Annotated in this window: 13 protein-coding genes and 2 pseudogenes; 6 read left to right on the top strand and 9 right to left on the bottom strand. The window is 63.9% G+C overall.

Features of this window, described 5'->3' with window-relative positions:
* Positions 1-32: 32 nt before the first annotated feature.
* Both C450_RS18100 and C450_RS18095 read right to left on the bottom strand, forming a co-directional pair.
* A complete protein-coding gene (locus C450_RS18100) occupies positions 33-452 on the bottom strand; it encodes a hypothetical protein (RefSeq protein WP_005045952.1) in 420 nt (139 codons plus the stop codon).
* 50 nt (positions 453-502) lie between these two features.
* A complete protein-coding gene (locus tag C450_RS18095; protein WP_049910409.1) occupies positions 503-1,411 on the bottom strand; it encodes an AEC family transporter in 909 nt (302 codons plus the stop codon).
* 297 nt (positions 1,412-1,708) lie between these two features.
* On the opposite strand from C450_RS18095, the gene C450_RS21805 reads away from it, so the two are divergent.
* Positions 1,709-2,791, top strand: coding sequence for a hypothetical protein (locus tag C450_RS21805; RefSeq protein ID WP_152424532.1), 1,083 nt, complete (start codon positions 1,709-1,711; stop codon positions 2,789-2,791).
* A gap of 38 nt (positions 2,792-2,829) precedes the next feature.
* Here the strand turns inward: C450_RS21805 and C450_RS18090 are convergent, their stop codons facing one another.
* From C450_RS18090 to C450_RS23035, 5 genes and pseudogenes are all read right to left on the bottom strand, one after another.
* A complete protein-coding gene (locus tag C450_RS18090; RefSeq protein ID WP_005045949.1) occupies positions 2,830-3,291 on the bottom strand; it encodes a MaoC/PaaZ C-terminal domain-containing protein in 462 nt (153 codons plus the stop codon).
* A gap of 167 nt (positions 3,292-3,458) precedes the next feature.
* Entirely contained in the window at positions 3,459-6,083 is a 2,625-nt protein-coding gene (locus C450_RS18085) for a heavy metal translocating P-type ATPase (RefSeq protein ID WP_005045947.1), read from the bottom strand.
* A 171-nt stretch (positions 6,084-6,254) separates the two neighbouring features.
* Positions 6,255-7,541, bottom strand: coding sequence for a phenylacetate--CoA ligase PaaK (gene paaK, locus C450_RS18080; protein WP_005045945.1), 1,287 nt, complete (start codon positions 7,539-7,541; stop codon positions 6,255-6,257).
* 63 nt (positions 7,542-7,604) lie between these two features.
* Positions 7,605-7,813, bottom strand: a pseudogene (locus C450_RS18075) (3-ketoacyl-CoA thiolase); the annotation flags it as partial.
* 24 nt (positions 7,814-7,837) lie between these two features.
* Positions 7,838-8,683: an O-antigen ligase family protein gene (locus C450_RS23035; RefSeq protein WP_241430424.1), complete on the bottom strand. Its 846-nt coding sequence runs from the start codon at positions 8,681-8,683 to the stop codon at positions 7,838-7,840.
* A gap of 784 nt (positions 8,684-9,467) precedes the next feature.
* Between C450_RS23035 and C450_RS18060 the strand changes: the two genes are divergently transcribed.
* From C450_RS18060 to C450_RS18050, 3 genes are all read left to right on the top strand, one after another.
* Positions 9,468-10,289, top strand: a complete 822-nt coding sequence (locus tag C450_RS18060) for an undecaprenyl-diphosphate phosphatase (protein WP_005045935.1) — start codon at positions 9,468-9,470, stop codon at positions 10,287-10,289.
* Between the two features lie 82 nt (positions 10,290-10,371).
* Positions 10,372-10,842, top strand: coding sequence for a PH domain-containing protein (locus C450_RS18055; protein WP_005045933.1), 471 nt, complete (start codon positions 10,372-10,374; stop codon positions 10,840-10,842).
* A gap of 7 nt (positions 10,843-10,849) precedes the next feature.
* Positions 10,850-12,463, top strand: coding sequence for a PH domain-containing protein (locus tag C450_RS18050; protein WP_049910407.1), 1,614 nt, complete (start codon positions 10,850-10,852; stop codon positions 12,461-12,463).
* A gap of 33 nt (positions 12,464-12,496) precedes the next feature.
* Here the strand turns inward: C450_RS18050 and C450_RS18045 are convergent, their stop codons facing one another.
* Both C450_RS18045 and C450_RS18040 read right to left on the bottom strand, forming a co-directional pair.
* Positions 12,497-13,360 (bottom strand): DUF7537 family lipoprotein, encoded by an 864-nt coding sequence (locus C450_RS18045; RefSeq protein ID WP_005045929.1) that lies wholly within the window; start codon positions 13,358-13,360, stop codon positions 12,497-12,499.
* Between the two features lie 57 nt (positions 13,361-13,417).
* Positions 13,418-13,893 (bottom strand): annotated as a pseudogene (locus tag C450_RS18040) (IS6 family transposase); the annotation flags it as partial.
* 228 nt (positions 13,894-14,121) lie between these two features.
* On the opposite strand from C450_RS18040, the gene C450_RS18035 reads away from it, so the two are divergent.
* Together C450_RS18035 and C450_RS18030 are read left to right on the top strand one after the other, a co-directional pair.
* On the top strand, positions 14,122-14,517 hold the full coding sequence (locus C450_RS18035; protein ID WP_005045926.1) for a hypothetical protein: 396 nt from the start codon (positions 14,122-14,124) through the stop codon (positions 14,515-14,517).
* Between the two features lie 106 nt (positions 14,518-14,623).
* The gene (locus tag C450_RS18030) at positions 14,624-16,723 is read left to right on the top strand and encodes a PQQ-dependent sugar dehydrogenase (RefSeq protein ID WP_049910405.1); all 2,100 of its coding nucleotides are present in this window, start codon (positions 14,624-14,626) and stop codon (positions 16,721-16,723) included.
* The last annotated feature ends 19 nt before the right edge of the window (positions 16,724-16,742 follow it).

Here is a 16,742-nt window from a genome sequence, read left to right as displayed (position 1 = left end):
CGTGCTGGCCGGGCCGCCGACAGCGTCGCGTCTTAGCCGACGACTTCCCGCCAGTGGCGCAGCGCCCAGTAGCCGACCCCGCTGCCGATGAGCGCCGCCGCGAAGAAGTAGAGAATGGTCTGTGAGACGAACACTGCGGCCGGGTTCCGGACGGCATAGAGGAGTCCTTCGACACCGAGCGAGACGAGCACGAAGACGATCACGGCCACGATCGCAGCCGTCGTGATGATCGACGTTCCCGCGGCGTCCTGGGTTTCGAGGAGAATGATGACGCCGACGAACGCGACGGCAGCGATCGTCAGATACCACGCGATACGGGAGGAACTCCCTCGCAGATCGCCGTTGAGAAGGGCGAGCAGACCGACGAAGCTCGCGGTGAGAAACAGGGTCGCGACGGCCACGACGACCGAGACCCGGACGAAGAACTGTCGGCGGGAGTCGTTCGATGGCATTCGACCGGAAGGTGACGCGATCGAACAGTAAGGGTTGGGGTCCGTCCGGACTACCCGATCAGGTGGATGAGAACGAACAGGCTCCCGATCGAGGCGACCGTCGTGACGAAGACGTTGAGCGACGCGAACCCCTCGTCACCGCCGATCTCGGTGGTGTAGACGAACGTCGAGACCGCGGTCGGCGTCCCGAACATCACCACGCCCGCGGTCAGCGCCGCGGGATCGACGCCGAGCGTGGAGAAGACGATCCACGCGAGCGCCGGCATCGCGGCGATCTTGAGCGCGACGACCGAGAGCGTCGCACCAGCGTCGACCGACGGCAGATCGAGTTCGAGCGACGCACCGACACAGAGCAACGCAAGCGGGAGCGCGAGCGCACCGAGGCCGTCGAGACCGGCCGCCACGGTCGATGGAACCGCGACGCCGATCTCTCCGACGGCGAGTCCGGCGACCAGCGACGCCAGCACGGGGTTCGTCGCGATCTGACGGAGTTCCTCGCGCACCTGTGCGTCGGCGTCGTTGATCCCGACGAGCACGACGATCGTGAGCGGAACCTGGACCAGCGAGACGATCCCGAGGATCACGCTCGCAATCGCGGTCACCTCGCCGTCGAACGTCGCGGCGACGAGTGGGAGGCCGAGATAGCCGAGGTTCGAGTGGTACGACTGGACGACCGCGACGCTCCGGCGCGCCCGCGACCACCGATCCCGGTGGACGAGCCACGCGAGCGCCGCCGTCGCGAACAGCACGACCAACAGCCCCGCGAGCAGCGCCGGCGAGAGGAGGTCGCCGACCGACTGGTCGTACGTCGCGGTGAAGATCAGCGCCGGGAGCGCGACGTAGTACGCGAGCGCGTTCAGCCGACCAGTCCGCCGATCATCGAGAACCCCGATCGCGCGCAGCCCGGTCCCGGCCAGCACCACGGCGAGCATCGCAAGCAATCGAGCGAGGACTGCCACTACTAGTCCGACTCGCCGCGGGGACTTTCACCGTTCGGATTCGTCGTGACCGTAAACCAGGTCGGAGCCGTGCTCGTTCGATTGGCGCTGCTATTCGCTGTCGGGTTTTGGTTTAAGTAACGATTTGATGAGATTATATTTAATAATATTAACATAAGAGGTCTTCTTCTGTCCTTAAGAGGAGATATGAACTACACTCCAAACACAAAAATCGATGAGTAGTGTTAATCACCTTCTGAGAACGGAATCCCCGTTAGTCTTATTAGATTATAAGCGTAGCTTCAAATTGTGTCGGGTGTGATCCGCAAAGACAGTCTACACAAGCTATTCCACATATCGAGCAAGATTCACGGGAGAGATATCCCCTTGCACCCTGTCTACTGCCCTGATGAAAATCAAGGATATATTCCTGATTGGGCGGATGAACCTCGTAACTGGTATATGTGGGTAGAACAGGAAGGAAAAATCGAATGTCTGAGAGGATATCCAGCACAGTCTCATTATTTTGGACGGGGACCAGAACATCAAGATGATATATACTTTAGATTTAATAATATGATCACACAGTATCTGTGTTACAACTCAATTCTGGAACCACTTGGCCGCATATTTGAAGATATACATAATTTGGGTGCTTCGATTTCGAAGCTGGGGTTGTATGAAAAATTGCCAAAAGCACACAACACTGGCAGGAGTCGCATGATAACATCTGAAGTAGAGTATATCTTTAGCGTATGTAGAAGTATGTATGACTTATTTCAAGAGATCATAGCAAATGTTTGGAACCTGATCGGCGTAGATGGCGGCAACCAACTCCCCCCAACGAGTTTCTCAAGTATTGCACTACATGGAGATCAGCCAGTCTCATCAGAAAATTTGGAAAAGGATTATGGTCTTCTCACATCCATTGCAGAGTTCTATGAGAATGAAGCAGAAACTTTTAGCAAAATAAGGGATTTCAGAGACAATATTTTGCATCATGGGGAAACAGTTAGACTCATTTTCATCACAGATGAGGGGTATGCGGTCAGGTCCGATTTTGAACCTTTTTCTACATTTGACGTGTGGAACGAGGATGATTTCTTAGAAAACGATCTTGCTCCATTCTGGCCCCCAATTGCATTTGTAATCAATCACACTATTGGCGTTTTGGATCGATTTCTCTCCAAACTACAGTTAGAAGTGGCCTTCCTACCTCCTCTCGCCCCTGAATATGTGGTGTTCACGCGGGGAGATTTCATGAAGAATATTGGTCATCTTCCTTCACTAATTGAGGATGACGTTTGGGGAAAAGAGTCTCAGAAATGCTATCAGACACGTTTGTGGAGACCGATATCACTCTGTGAGATCTACACGAGGTCGTGTCCCTGCTACGGTTAACACGACACTCGAAACTGTGGCTGTCTTTCAAAGGTTTGTTATTCTCTGGTCTTGAACAGGAACTTCATATCGCCGGCGAACACCGACTCGCCGTCCTGGTTGGTCATCTCGCTGTCGATCACCACGAGGCCGGCGTCGTCGCGGCTGTCGAGATCGCGTTTCTCGGTCACCTCGAAGTCGGCGCTCACGGTGTCGCCGATGAACACCGGATTCGGAATATCCATGTAGTTCATGCCGAGGAAGGCTACGACCGTGCGCTCGACGATCCCCGTCCGCTGGAAGAGTCCCGTGGAGAGGATGAACGTCATCGGCCCCTGGGCGATCCGCGCGCCGAACGGGCCGTCCTCGGAATACTCCTTGTTGGTGTGGAGTTCGGTCCAGTCGCCGGTGAACATCGAGTGCATCGCGAAATCGGTCTCCGTCACCGTTCGTCCGGCGCTCTCGAAGGTCTGGCCCACGTCCAAGTCCTCGAAGTAGTGCGGCTCGTAGCTGTAGGGCATACTGCCTCATCGATCGCGTGAGGGATACAAGAAACCACCTGTTCGTCCGTCACAGAAGCGCCGGAAATCCTCACACAGCTATCGGAGGAAGCCGAGTAGCTCGTAGTCCTCGTCCGGCGTGTACCGCCGAAGTGCCGCTGGCACTTCGAGATACACGCCTCCTCGAACTATCGCCAGCGGTACAGCAGGCGATAGTCCTCGTCCGGCGTGTACCGCCGGAACAGCAGGCTGTTCGACAGCACTGAGACCGACGAGAACGCCATCGCCGCGGCGGCGAGTGCGGGCTGGAGCAGGCCGAGCGACGCGAGCGGGATCATCGCGGTGTTGTACCCGAGCGCCCAGAAGAGGTTCTGCTTGATCTTCTGGAGCGTGCCGTCACTGATGCGGATCGCCTTCACCACGTCGAGCGGATCGTCGCGCATCAGGGTGACGTCGGCGGCTTCGATCGCGACGTCAGTACCGGAGCCGATCGCGGTCCCGACGTAGGCGGTCGCGAGCGCGGGAGCGTCGTTCACGCCGTCACCGACCATCATCGCACGACTGCCCGATGACTGGATCTCCTCGACCGCGTCGGCCTTGTCTTCGGGGAGCACCTCCGCACGCACGTTCGCGGGATCGATCCCGACCGCCTCGGCGACCGCTCCGGCTGTCCGCTCGTTGTCACCGGTGATCATCTGCACCGCGAGATTGCGGTCGTGGAGCGCCCCAACGGCCTCCTTCGCGCTCTCTTTCACCGTATCCGCGTCGGCGACGAGCCCGAGAAGGCTCCCGCCTCGGGCGACGAGCATCGCGGTCTTCCCCTCGCTCTCCAGCCGTTCGAGTTCGTCCTCAGCAGGTGCGGGGTCGATGTCGTTGTCCCGAATGAGTTTGCGGTTGCCGACGAGCACCTCGTCACCGTCGACCGTCGCCCGAACGCCGTGTCCCGGGACGTTCTCGAACTCGGTCGGGTTGGCGAGAGCGATGCCGCGCTCCTCGGCACCCTCGACGATGGCCTGTGCGAGCGGGTGTTCGCTGCCGGATTCGGCGCTCGCGGCGGCGCAGAGCACGGTCTCCTCGTCGATTTCATCGGTGGCGGGTTCCGTGCCGCTACTGACCGTCTGCGTGCCACCGTCGGTGGCCGTCCCGTTCCCGCCGTCGGTGGCGGTCCGAGCGCCATCGAGTGGAACCACGTCGGTGAGTTCCATTTCGCCCGTCGTGAGCGTCCCCGTCTTGTCGAACACGACCGTATCGACGTCCTTCGCGCGTTCGAGGACGTCGCCACCCTTGAACAGGACGCCGTTTTTCGCCCCGATGGAGGTCCCGACCATCGTCGCCGCCGGGGTTGCGAGCCCGAGCGCGCACGGACACGCGATCAGGACGGCGGAGGCGAACACGACCACCGAGAACTCGAACACCGACACGCCGCCACCGGCGACCGCCGGACCGCCCGCGACGAGCCCCAACAACGGCAGCGCGTCGACGAACCCGGCGAGCGCTGCGGGGAACAGATACCAGACCAGCCCCCAGAGCAGCGCGTTCGCGATCACGATCGGGACGAAGTACGCCGAGATGCGATCTGCGAGGTTCTGGATGTCGGGCTGGCGCGACTGCGCTTCTTTTACTGTCTGAACGATCTGCTGGAGCGCCGTGTCCGCGCCGACCTTGGTCGCCTCGACTACCAGGACGCCGTTCTCGTTGATCGTCGAGCCGACCACCTCATCGCCTTCTTCCTTCTCGACGGGTACCGACTCGCCGGTGACCATCGACTCGTCGACCGCAGACTGGCCGTCGACCACCACGCCGTCGGTCGGGATCTGCTCGCCGGGCCGGACTTTCATCCGGTCACCGACATCGACCTCATCGAGGGGGAGTTCCTCCTCGTTGCCGTCCTCGTCGACGACGGTCGCCGTGTCGGCCTCCATCTCGAGGAGCTGCTGGAGCGCCTCGCCGGCCTGGCCCTTCGAGCGGGCTTCGAGATAGTTGCCGAGCGTGATGAACACGAGGATCAGCGCGGCGGTGTCGAAGTAGAGACTCCCCGCGAGCACTCCCAGAAGAACAACGACCGAGTAGAGATACGCCGTCGAGGAGCCGAGCGCGATCAGCACGTCCATGTTCGCGGTGCGGTTCTTGACGAGCGCCGTGTAGGCGTTCTCGTAGAACGGTCGCCCGAGCACGATCTGGACTGGGGTCGCGAGCAGGAACTCGATCCAGCCGAACTCGATCCCGAACACCGTTTCGGGGAGCGCCCCGCCACCAAGAATGAGCTTCTCGACCATGAACGCGATCAGCGGGAGCGAGAGCGCCGCACCGAACAAGGTGAGTCGGAGCTGGCGGCGGATCTCCTCGCTGCGCGCGGCGTCGCGCTGGTCCTGTTCGGATTCCTCACCCTCGTCGTCGCGAACGGGCGAGTACCCTGCGTCCTCGATCGCCGCGTAAAGCTGCTCGCGGTCGGTTGCGGCGGGGTTGTACTCGACGCTCGCCTCGTCGGTCGCGTAGTTGACCTCTGCCACAATCACGCCGGGGACGTCTTCGAGCGCCTCTTGATTGGTTTCGGCGCAGTTCGAGCACGTCATGTCGGTGATCGCGATCGAGGTCGCAGTGCTGACCGCCTCGTAGCCGGCGTCGTCGACCGCGGCGTAGATTTCCGCGAGCGAGGTCGTCTCTGGGTCGTACTCGACGGTCCCCTCGTCGGTGGCGTAGTTGATGCTCGCCGTCTCCACCCCGTCGAGGTCCTGCAATGCCTCCGTTATCGTCTGTGAACAGTTCGCACAGCTCATCCCCTGAATGTCGAGCTGGGTTTTTCGGTGACTCATTGTCTATCTCTACGGGGTCCTCGTTCAATGCGGTTGCCCCTTCGATCGTCTGGGCCGTACCCCGTCCAAGCTTGTGATTCGAAAGTAGACCTCTGCGATCAGCATCGATCGTAACGTATCGAGAGTCGGTCAGCCGTCCGTGGTCGGTCGCGGGTCGAACCCGACAGCCGGTCAGCGGTGGTCGAAGACGCGTTTGACCTTCCCGACTTCGGTCCGCTCGATCTCGCCGGGTTCGACCACGTCGATCTCGTCGGGTGAGACGTCCAACTGTTCGCCGAGCCGGCCTTCGATCTCGGCCCGAAGCTCGTCCGCGCTCGCGTCGGCCTCGGCGTGGCGTTCGGCAGTCACGTCCATCGTGTCGAGCGAGCCGTCACGCTGGAGATCGAGTCGGTAGTGGGGTGCGATCCCAGTAATGTCGAGCATCGCTTCCTCGATCTGGCTGGCGTAGACGTTGACGCCCCGAACGATCAGGAGGTCGTCGGTCCGACCAGTAATGTTTCCCATCCGGACTGCGGTCCGTCCGCAGTCACACTCGTCCTCGTAGAGCGTGGTGATGTCGCCGGTTCGGTAGCGGAAGACGGGGAGGGCCTCCTTGGTGAGCGAGGTCAGGACGAGTTCGCCTTCCTCGCCCGCCGGGAGCGGTTCGCCGGTCGCGGGATCGACGACCTCGGGGTAGAAATGGTCCTCCCAGACGTGGAGGCCTTCCTGGACCGCAGCGCACTCAACCGCGACGCCGGGGCCGATGATCTCCGACAGGCCGTAGATATCGATTGCGGTGACGTCGAGTGCGTCCTCGATCTCCTCGCGCATCGGGTCGGTGAACGGCTCCGCGCCGATCACCACGGTGGAGACCGGCAAATCGTGGGGATCGACGCCGCGGTCGGCGGCGAAATCCGCGAGATAGAGGCAGTACGATGGGGTGCAGGCGAGCGCGTCGCTTTCCAAGTCTTCCAGCATCGAGAGCTGGCGTGCGGAGTCGCCGCCACCCATCGGAATCACGGTCGCTCCTAACTCCTCGATCCCGTCGTGAAAGCCGAGACCGCCTGTAAAGAGGCCGTAGCCGTAGGCGTTTTGCACCGTGTCACCCGGCTCGACGCCGGCGGTGGCGAGCGAACGCGCCATGACTTCGGCCCACCGATCGAGATCTCCCTCGGTGTACGCAACGATCTTCGGCTTGCCGGTGGTGCCCGAGGAGGCGTGGATCCGGCGGACTTCGCTGTCGTCGACCGCGAACAGCCCGTCGGGGTACTCCGTGCGGAAGTCGTCCTTCGTGGTCATCGGCAGCTTTTGGATGTCGTCGACGCCACCGATGTCGTCGGGAGCGACACCCGCGTCGTCCATCGTCTCGCGATAGAACGGGACGTTCTCGTAGGCGTGACGAACGGTCTCGACGAGGCGCTCGTCTTGAAGGGCGGTGAGTTGCTCGCGCGAGTCCGCGCCCGTCGTTGCTTCGACCATGACGTTCAACCGTTGCTTCGATGGTTATAAAATCGTTCTGACCGGGCGTCACAGCAACCCTCGATCAGTGACGGCGGGCGCGCTGAGACCGATCTGGCGGCCACCGACGCCGAGCGTGCCGAGGAACGCTTCGTCGATCCGATTCGGGTCAAGCTCGCCGTCGACGCTGTCGAGCGCGCGGTCGTCGGCAGTCGCGACAGCGAACGGTAGCTTTTGTCGGGAGAGGAGCCGAACGGCGACTGGCCCGCACCGACGAGGGAGACATCGTGCATACCGCGACCACGACGCCGTGGCTCCTAAACGATGCGACCGCTGATCGACCGTACCGTATCGTTCCACCGCGACGCCGCGCCGCCGACTACGACCCCCGCGAGCAGCCAGAACGCACTGTTGCCGACGGTCCAGGGGTACGACCACATCCACGACGAGTAGGCGTGGTAGGTGAACATTGCACAGGCCACTGCAACCCAGAGCACGCGTTCGTCACCGCTCGTGTCGAGCGCCAGACGAAGCGTGACCCAGAACACTGCCACAATGGCGAGCAGGTAGAAGCCGAATCCCACGAACCCGGTCGCGGCGAGGTTCGCGAGCAGGGTGTTGTGGATGCCGAGATTCGCCTGGTCGACGTAGCGCTCCGAGACGAGCACGAAGTTCTCCCCGCCGAGTCCGAACAGCGGCTGGTCGAGCGCGATCCCGACCGCCGCGACGTACTGGTCGATCCGCACGGCGAGCGTGTTCGTCTCGAACACCAGTAGGTTACCGTCGCCCGCACTCGACGCGAGAATGGCCAGAACGCCCCGGACGAGGACGTACACGAACCCGACGACGGCGGCCACCGCCGGCACCAGCGCGAGCGCCGAGTAGCGTCGCCGGATCCGGACGAGCGCCACCCCGAGGAGGTAGGTGCCGAACACCGCACCGAGCAGTAGCAGCGTCGCCCAGCCGGCGTCGGTGTCGGCGACCCGGATCGAGAACACCGAGGCGGCGACCGCGACGCCCGCCAGCCCGAGTTCGCCCCATGACCGCCGCAGCGCGACCGCGATCACTAGCGGAACGAACAGAAAGAGCACCATCGCCAGCTCCCGACCGTGGCCGACGAACCCGCCGGCGTAGAAGCCGGTCGGGATCTGTCTCTTATACACATCNACCGACCGCGAGCAGCTTTACGCGGCGATCGAGGACGCAGGGTACTCGCACACCACGGGTTCGTCCGGCGGACGATCAGGGCGGCCACGACGAACACTACGAAATACCGGAGCTGTTCGACCGCGAACAGTCCGGCGGCCAGCTCCGAGGGGCCGCTGCCGAAGAACGTGGTGAGAAACGACCAGCTCACGAAGCCCGCGAACGCCGCCACCGCGATCCCGCGGGCGGTCGGGCGGAGCTGAGGACGCTCGGTAAACCAGTCGTAGACGAGCACGAACCCCAACGGGATCGCGACCACGTCGACCGCTACGAGGTCGAAAGTGGCGATCCCTGGGCCGTCGATCAGCGTCACCGCGATGTCGAACAGTCCGAGGACGAACACCGATGCGGCGACCCCTTCGAACGCCACACCGGCCGCGAGGACAGTCGCGACGTAGAGGACAGCGGCGGCCCCGACGAGAACGGGCGTCGAGACATCGCTCGCGAGACCGACCACCGGAATCACGACCGTGAGAAGGGAAGTCAACAGCGCGGCCGTCCACGCGTACGTCAATGCGTCGCTGTCGTCGGCGAGAACGGTGTCGTCGAGCGTGCCGAAGCGCTCGGTGGTGATCTCGCTCACGTCCGTTCTCTGACAAGCTACAACACAGTCCGACATACATGTGTCGGTTCTCGTGGTGTCAGTCGTCCCGGCCGACGACGAGCGGGGCTGGGGTCGAGGCGACGTCCGACGAGCGCGCAACCGAACTTCCTTTATCCGGTGGGCGAGCCTCCTCTCGCATGCAGGAGTCGGTCGTTCTGGCGGTCGTCATCGGTATCCTCCAGGGGATCTTCGAGTGGCTCCCCATCTCCAGTGAGGGGAACATCACGCTCTTTTTGAATCTCGTGGCGAACATCGAGCCGGCCGTTGCGATCCAGCTCTCGCTGTTCCTCCATGCGGGGACCGCGCTCTCGGCGCTCGCGTACTATCGCGACGAGGTCGCCTCGCTCGTCCGCACGCTCCCATCGTGGCGACCCGAGCGCGCGTTCGACCGCGAGCGTTCGGAGCTTACCTTTATCGTGGTCGCCACGTTGATGACCGGGATCGTCGGCATCCCGTCGTTGGTGCTGCTGGAGGGGTTCGTGAGCGAGCTCGCCGGCGGCGTGTTCGTCGCGCTGATCGGCGCGCTGTTGATCGTCACCGGGCTCGTCCAACGCGGGGTCGAGGACCGTGGCGGCCGGCGGGAGACACCCGATCTCGTGGACGCGGTGCTGGTTGGCGGACTTCAGGGACTTGCGATCCTCCCCGGCATTTCACGATCGGGAACGACCGCGAGCGCGCTGCTCCTCCGGGGCCACGACGGCCCGTCGTCGTTCCAGCTTTCCTTCCTGCTCTCGATCCCGGCGTCGATCGGTGGCGGCCTGCTCCCGCTGCTCGACAGTGGCATCCCGGCGATTCCGCCGGCGATGGCGGCGATCGCGCTCGCCACGAGTGCGATCGTGGGGTATCTGACGATCGATGCGCTGATGCGAGTGGTCGAGCGGGTCGCGTTCTGGGGCGTCTGTGTCGGGCTCGGTAGTCTCGCGGTGTTCGGCGGTGTGGTCCTGCATCTCGTCGTCTGAGATGAATTCGATCGGCGAGCCGTCCACCCCACAACCGCCGGACGCGGATGGGTTTATGTGGGGTGGGGCGGTAGCCCGCGGTATGGAACGGCTCGATCCCCGCGTGCGGATCGTCTGGCTCGGGGGCTCGCTTCTCACGGCGCTGGTGGTGGCTGTGGCGGTCGGAATCGCCGATCGACGATGGTTCGAGATCGGTGTCTGGGTCGGACCCGTCGTTTTCGTCGTCCTCGCCCTGATCGGTGTGGGCTACACGCTCCAGCGATACCGGGTCTGGGGGTTCGACATCGAGGCGGACGCGGTCACGCTCGAACGCGGCGTCGTGACCCGTGTGAACTCGGTCGTCCCGTTCGTTCGGGTCCAGCACGTCGATTCACAACGGGGACCGATCGAACGGCTCGCCGGGCTGTCGAGCGTGGTCGTCTACACCGCGGGCTCGCGAGGGGCTGACGTCACGATTCCTGGACTCCGACCAGAGCGCGCCGAAACGATCCAGGCCGAGCTTCGCCGGCTCGCCACCGAGAGCGAACCCGGCGAGCTGGAGGATGCGGTGTAAGCTACCGATGAAACTTCACCCACTCTCGCTGCCGCTTCGGGCGCTGCCGCGTGGGGTAAACGGCGCAGCGATGGGATTTTTTCTCTCCATCGTCGTGACCGAGGTCGGGATCGTTTCGCTCGGCTCGCTCGCACCTGCAGTGACCCTCGCCGTCCTCGGGTTCGTGTTCGGGGCGGGCTACGAGGTCGTCTACTACCGGCGATTCGAGTACGACGTGACGGCGGACACGTTCGACATCGGCTCGGGCGTGATCTCACGGCGCGAGCGCGAGATCCCGCTCCGGCGGATCCAGAACGTCGATATCTCGCGGGGGATCGTCCAGCGCGCCCTCTCGATCGCGGCCATCGACGTCGAGACCGCCGGCGGCGGTGAGACCGAGGCGAGCCTCCGGTACGTGGGCTACGACGAGGCGAAACGCCTCCAGCGTGACCTGCGGCGCGGCGCACGCGAAGACAGCGACGAGGATGGACGAGGGGCGCGTACCGAGGACACGACCGATGCGGACGCGGCTGCCGCGGACGCGGCTACTGCGGACGCAGCCGAACCCCGACGCCGTGACGAGCCCGAGGAGCTGCTGTTCGCGCTCTCGCCACGGAACCTCGCGATACTGGGGCTGGTGGCTCCCGACCTCCGTGCGCTCCTGCCCGTGCTCTTCTTCGCCGTTCCCACGGTCGGGATCTCGATTCCCGACCTCCTCGCCGAGACCGGCGCGTTCACGGTCGGGCCGCGCGGGGCGGCGCTCGCGATCGTCTCGTGGATCGGCACCGCCGCAGTGACCGCCGCGCGGTACTACGATTTCCGGCTCACCCGAATCGGCGACGAACTCCGATACGAGCGCGGACTGCTCAGCCGATACGACGGCTCGATCCCGATCGGAAAGATCCAGCAGATCGACGTGCGCGAGAACGTCCTGATGCGCCGGGTCGGCTACGCGTCGCTCGCCATCGAGACTGCGGGCTACACGCCGGGCGAGGGGCCATCCGGCGGTTCGGAGGCGGCGATCCCGCTCGCGGGGCGTGCCCGCGTGCTCTCCCTCGCCCGCTCGATCGAGGGGTTCGAGTTTGACGAGCCGGAGTTCACCCGCCCGCCTCGCCGTGCCAGGCGGCGCTACGCGGTCCGGTATGCGCTCGCGCTCGGCCTGCTCGCGGGCGTCCTCTGGATCGCGAACATCTTCCTCGACGTGTCGCTTCTCCGCTACTGGTACGCCCCGCTCGTGGCGATCGTGCTCGCACCGATCGGCGGCCACTACAAGTGGCTCCATCGCGGGTACGACGTGGGTAGCAGGCACGTCCAGACGCGCAACGGGTTCTGGCGGCGCTCGATCGCAGTCGTGCCCGCCTACCGCGTCCAAACGGTGATCCAGACCGCGACACCCTTCCAGCGGTGGCGGTCGCTCGCCACGGTCGCGATCGATACCGCCGGATCGCTCTCGGTCACCGATCGGGGCGCACGCGCAGTGGATTTCGACGCGAACGAGGCTACCGAACTCCGCGAACGGGTCCGACGTGGGTTGCAGGCGAGTCTCACCGCGCGCCGAAAGCCGCTCTCGACGAGCACCCCCTCCGGCGACACACCGCTCGGACGAGTTTCGACGAACGAGGACCGTGACGAGGTCGGATAGTCACCGATTCACTCGTTCGGATGTTTCAATCGGTCATTCTGCCACCGTGGTCGTTCGGTTCGCCGCCTCGTACCAATCAGGTCGCTCGACGGTCGTCGAGCCGATGTCGGTGTAGCGAAGCGACTGCGTGACGCGGTTCGTGGTGTTGACTCTCCGCCGGATGTCGGTCGCGGTGTAGCCGAGATAGTACGACCGAACGATACCTTGAGAGTCGACGAGCGCCCGGAACGAGACGTTCTGCGGGTTTTTCGAGGCGTTGAGAACGGATCGTGGGAGGTACTCCGGGTTCGAGACGTTCGTCGCCCGAACCCGGTAGAGTTCCGTGCCGTTGCGTGTCTCCTGACCGACGACGCGCGTTTCGAGCGCGTTGAAGAGCTTGATGAACTGCTCTCTGTTCTGCACACTGAAGAACACCCGATTCAACGCGCTTACTGAATACCTCGTATCGTTTTTTCGGACGACCGCGGAGTATAGCTGTTCACCCTCCGACCATCGCTCGATACGCTGTGAGGAGACGACGGGTTGCCGTCCCGATCCATCGTATCTGCTAATGGCGTAGAACGGTTCCGACCCCTCCGCTACTCGCATCGTTCGGTTCATCTGATGACGAAGCGTGTCGTTTTCGTATCTGACAGTGTTATTTGACACGACTGTATGCGAATTGTTGGCGAGGGCGGCCTCGTGAGCGCCCGCCAGCTCGCTCACACTCACGACGCCTGCCTGTGTGAGTCCCGGCGCGAGCATCGGCATCGGGGTGGGTGTCGGTTCGTCGGTCGGGACGGCGGCCGGGGTAACGGTTGGTGTGTCCGTTTCGGTGTCGCTACCGGTGAGAGCGTTACAGCCCGAGAGCACGACCACCACGGCGACAGCGATAGCGAAGACCTGCGAACGGTTCACGCCCCGTGAATGTCACTCGTTAGCAAATAAATCTTGTCCCAGTCGTGACGGTCGTGTTCAGATACGCAGATTCGATGCGACGGCGAACGATCGTAACCACTCGTCGGCAGTTGCTGCGCCGGCATGACTGAAACAGTTCGAGAACGAGGAGATGCGTCGTTTTCCNCGTTACGATTTCCGTGTCGTTCGGAGCGGAAATCGAGGCCGTCGGCGGCGGCAGGCTTCGTGTAGCGGTGTCGCGCCGTCGACGAGAAACGTGGCGTCGTCGACGAGGAACGTGGCGTCGTCGACGTGGTGCTTCTGACGACGTTCGGCGGAGAAGCCATGAGCGAGAGCGGTGTTTCTGGTGGGCTCAAGCTTCGTGTGCAGCAGTTCGTTCGACTCGGGATCGACCGCAGCGTACAGCCAGTAGCGCTCGTCGTCGAGTCGGATCACGGTCTCNACTCTGGCTGTAACTCCGCCTTGTGAACCCAGTTATTGATCGTGGATCGAGCGCGACTAACGCCGAACACATCGAGAATCGAGACAGTATTTTCTGGAAGCTATGCCGTCTTTAGAAGGGCTAAAACGATCCATCGGAAACTGTTTGTTCAGTGTCGTATCACCGGTTTTATTGCACTCTACAACTCACAAGAGCAGGAGTCTGTCAGCCAATCCCGAAGGTTGCGGGCATGCTGTCGCTCGCTGTTTCGCTTACTTCACCGAGTTCGGTTTTTTATCCACGGCCCTCGAAGTGCCTCGCGGAGGACGTGTAAGGACGGATGACCGACGAGGGTGATCGGCTGCTCAACGTCATCGGGGCTGCGCTCGTCGTCGCGCTAGTGGTGGTGATCGTCGTCGGTGTCGTCATCGCGGTGAACGTCCCGGCGAATCGGGTCGAACCTCCGGACGCCGAGTGGTCGATCCGCCAGATCAACGAGACACACGTCCGGATCGCACACGACAGCGGCGAGTCGGTCGCGGGGTCGGCGCTCGTCGTGACCGTCGATGGGTACAGCCGTCACCCCGCGTGGGACGATCGGGTAACGACGGGCGATGGGGTCGCGGTCGAGGCGTCTCGCGGACAGGTGGTGCGGCTCTACTGGGACGGCGGCCGCACCGACCGTTTCCAGATCGCGAGCCGACAGAGCGCGGAAACGGGGACAGCGACGGCGTGATGCGCACGGCGCTCCCGGAGGCGATCGGCGGCCGTGCCGGCCGAGTCCGTCAGGGCTTTACTCGGACGGTCGTTGGTTTCGTTCACTGAACGGTCCGGTGAACACGATGACAGGTGATCCACGCAACACTGACGGGCACCAGGCATCCCGCCGCCGATTTCTCGGAGCGGCCGCTGCCGGTGCGCTCGCGGGTGTCGGCGGCCTCGGCAGCGCCACGGCCCAGTCGGAGCCCGAGGAGATTCGGCTCGGCGGCGAAATCGCCGGCTGGCAGGGCCGCGCGCCCGACGCGATCGCCGGCGAGACCAACCCCACGCTGAATCTCGAACCGGGAACCGACTACCGCATCGTCTGGGAGAACCTCGACGGGATGGGCCACAACGTCGCGCTGCTCGACGCCGACGGCGCGACGCTCGAACGCACCGAGGTGATGAGCGGGGAGGGCACGACCCAGTCACTCACGTTCACGGCGCGCAAGACGATGGCCGAGTACATCTGCGAGCCACACAGCGGTACGATGCGCGGAGCGGTCGCCGTCGATGAAGGATCGGTGGCCGAAACCGACACCACCGAAAGCGAGGCCGGGTCCTCCGGAAGCGCGGGCGGTCCCGTCCCACAGGGGCCGACCGTCGCGCTCGAAACCGTCGCTGGCGGGTTCCAGGTCCCGACCGACTTCGCCACCGCGCCCGGCGACGACCGTCAGTTCGTCGTCGATCTCCCAGGACGGATCTACACCGTCGCGTCGGGCGGCGGGCGCGGGGAACCGTTTCTCGATGTCAGCGACCGTCTCGCCGAACGCACCGGCGAACGCGGGCTGCTCGGGCTCGCGTTCCATCCGGAGTTCGACGAGAACCGGCGCTTTTTCCTGCGTTACAGCGCGCCGCTGGCCGAGGACGCCCCCGACGAGTTCTCGCATACGGAGCGGCTCTCGGAGTTCCGTGCGACCGAGGACGCGACCGGTGTGGTCGAGGGCTCCGAACGGGTCCTACTGGCGGTCGACGAACCCACGAAGTTCCACAACGGCGGCGCACTCGCGTTCGGCCCCGACGACTTCCTCTACGCCTCGTACGGCGACGGGGGCGGATCGAGAGACACCGGCCCCGGCCACGCCGCGGACTGGTACGAAGCAAACACGGGCGGCAACGGCCAGGACGTCACCGAGAACTTGCTGGGATCGATCCTCCGGATCGACGTCGATGGCGCGGACGGGGACAGACCCTACGCGATCCCCGACGACAACCCGCTGGTGGGCGAAGCCGGCCTCAGCGAACACTACGCGTGGGGCTTTCGGAACCCCTGGCGGATGGGGTTTTCCGACGGGGAGCTCTACGTCGCGGACGTCGGTCAGAGCCGGTTCGAGGAAGTCGATCGGGTCGTGAAGGGCGGCAACTACGGGTGGAACGTGAAGGAGGGTACGCACTGTTACAGCACCGCGAACCCGGGAGCGATCCCGGACGAGTGTCCCGATTCGACACCGCCGGACGTCCGTGGCGGCGAACCGCTCCGCGATCCCGTCATCGAGTACCCACACGCCCGCGACGGCGAACCGATCGGCCTCTCGGTCATCGGTGGCTACGTCTACGACGGTGCGATCGGTTCGCTCGACGGCACGTACGTTTTCGGCGATTACAGCCAAGAGGGAGATCCACAAGGTTCGCTGTTCGCCGCCACACCCAGCGACGAGGGCCTCTGGGAGTTCGAGAAACTCTCGGTTGCGGGCGCGGACGACGGCGAGCTCGGCGGCTACCTCATCGACATCGGCCGGGACGATTCCGGCGAACTCTACGCACTCACGTCCGCCGGCGACCTCGGTGGCGCGGTCCACAAGCTCGTCTCCTCCGACGAATCGAGAGGAACGGCCGCAAACGCGACCGCGAGCGCGAACGGAACGACGACCAACGGAACGACGACTGACGCAACCGAGACGACGGTCGAACCGACCGACTCGCCAGCGACGGGGACGACGCGTGAAACCTCGACCGAGACGGCCGGATCGGCGACCGAAACGACTGCTATGGCGACGGAAACGACCGAGACGACGACCGTCGGGACGAACGCGACCTCGACGCTATCGGCAGAATCGACGTCGGGAGAGACGGATGGAACGAACCCGGACGAAACGAGCGACGCCGATGGTCCCGGGTTCGGGGTCTTCGCTGCGCTCGCCGGGCTGGCGGGTGTGGCGGCACGCCGCTTCGTGAGACGATAATAGGCGCGTTCGCACGGTA

Origin of the sequence: Halococcus salifodinae DSM 8989, from assembly GCF_000336935.1 — an archaeon.
Classification (GTDB): Archaea; Halobacteriota; Halobacteria; order Halobacteriales; family Halococcaceae; genus Halococcus; species Halococcus salifodinae.
Note: the sequence above shows the minus strand (reverse complement) of the source record. Positions and strands in the feature narration are given on the sequence as shown.

What these genes read in the sequence shown, in the direction of transcription:
- C450_RS18090 (WP_005045949.1), bottom strand. Translation starts at nt 3,291, where the DNA reads ATGCCCTACAGCTACGAGCCGCACTACTTCGAGGACTTGGACGTGGGC.
- C450_RS18100 (WP_005045952.1), bottom strand. Translation starts at nt 452, where the DNA reads ATGCCATCGAACGACTCCCGCCGACAGTTCTTCGTCCGGGTCTCGGTC.
- C450_RS18055 (WP_005045933.1), top strand. Translation starts at nt 10,372, where the DNA reads ATGGAACGGCTCGATCCCCGCGTGCGGATCGTCTGGCTCGGGGGCTCG.
- C450_RS18050 (WP_049910407.1), top strand. Translation starts at nt 10,850, where the DNA reads ATGAAACTTCACCCACTCTCGCTGCCGCTTCGGGCGCTGCCGCGTGGG.
- C450_RS18035 (WP_005045926.1), top strand. Translation starts at nt 14,122, where the DNA reads ATGACCGACGAGGGTGATCGGCTGCTCAACGTCATCGGGGCTGCGCTC.
- C450_RS18085 (WP_005045947.1), bottom strand. Translation starts at nt 6,083, where the DNA reads ATGAGTCACCGAAAAACCCAGCTCGACATTCAGGGGATGAGCTGTGCG.
- C450_RS18060 (WP_005045935.1), top strand. Translation starts at nt 9,468, where the DNA reads ATGCAGGAGTCGGTCGTTCTGGCGGTCGTCATCGGTATCCTCCAGGGG.
- C450_RS18030 (WP_049910405.1), top strand. Translation starts at nt 14,624, where the DNA reads ATGACAGGTGATCCACGCAACACTGACGGGCACCAGGCATCCCGCCGC.
- paaK (WP_005045945.1), bottom strand. Translation starts at nt 7,541, where the DNA reads ATGGTCGAAGCAACGACGGGCGCGGACTCGCGCGAGCAACTCACCGCC.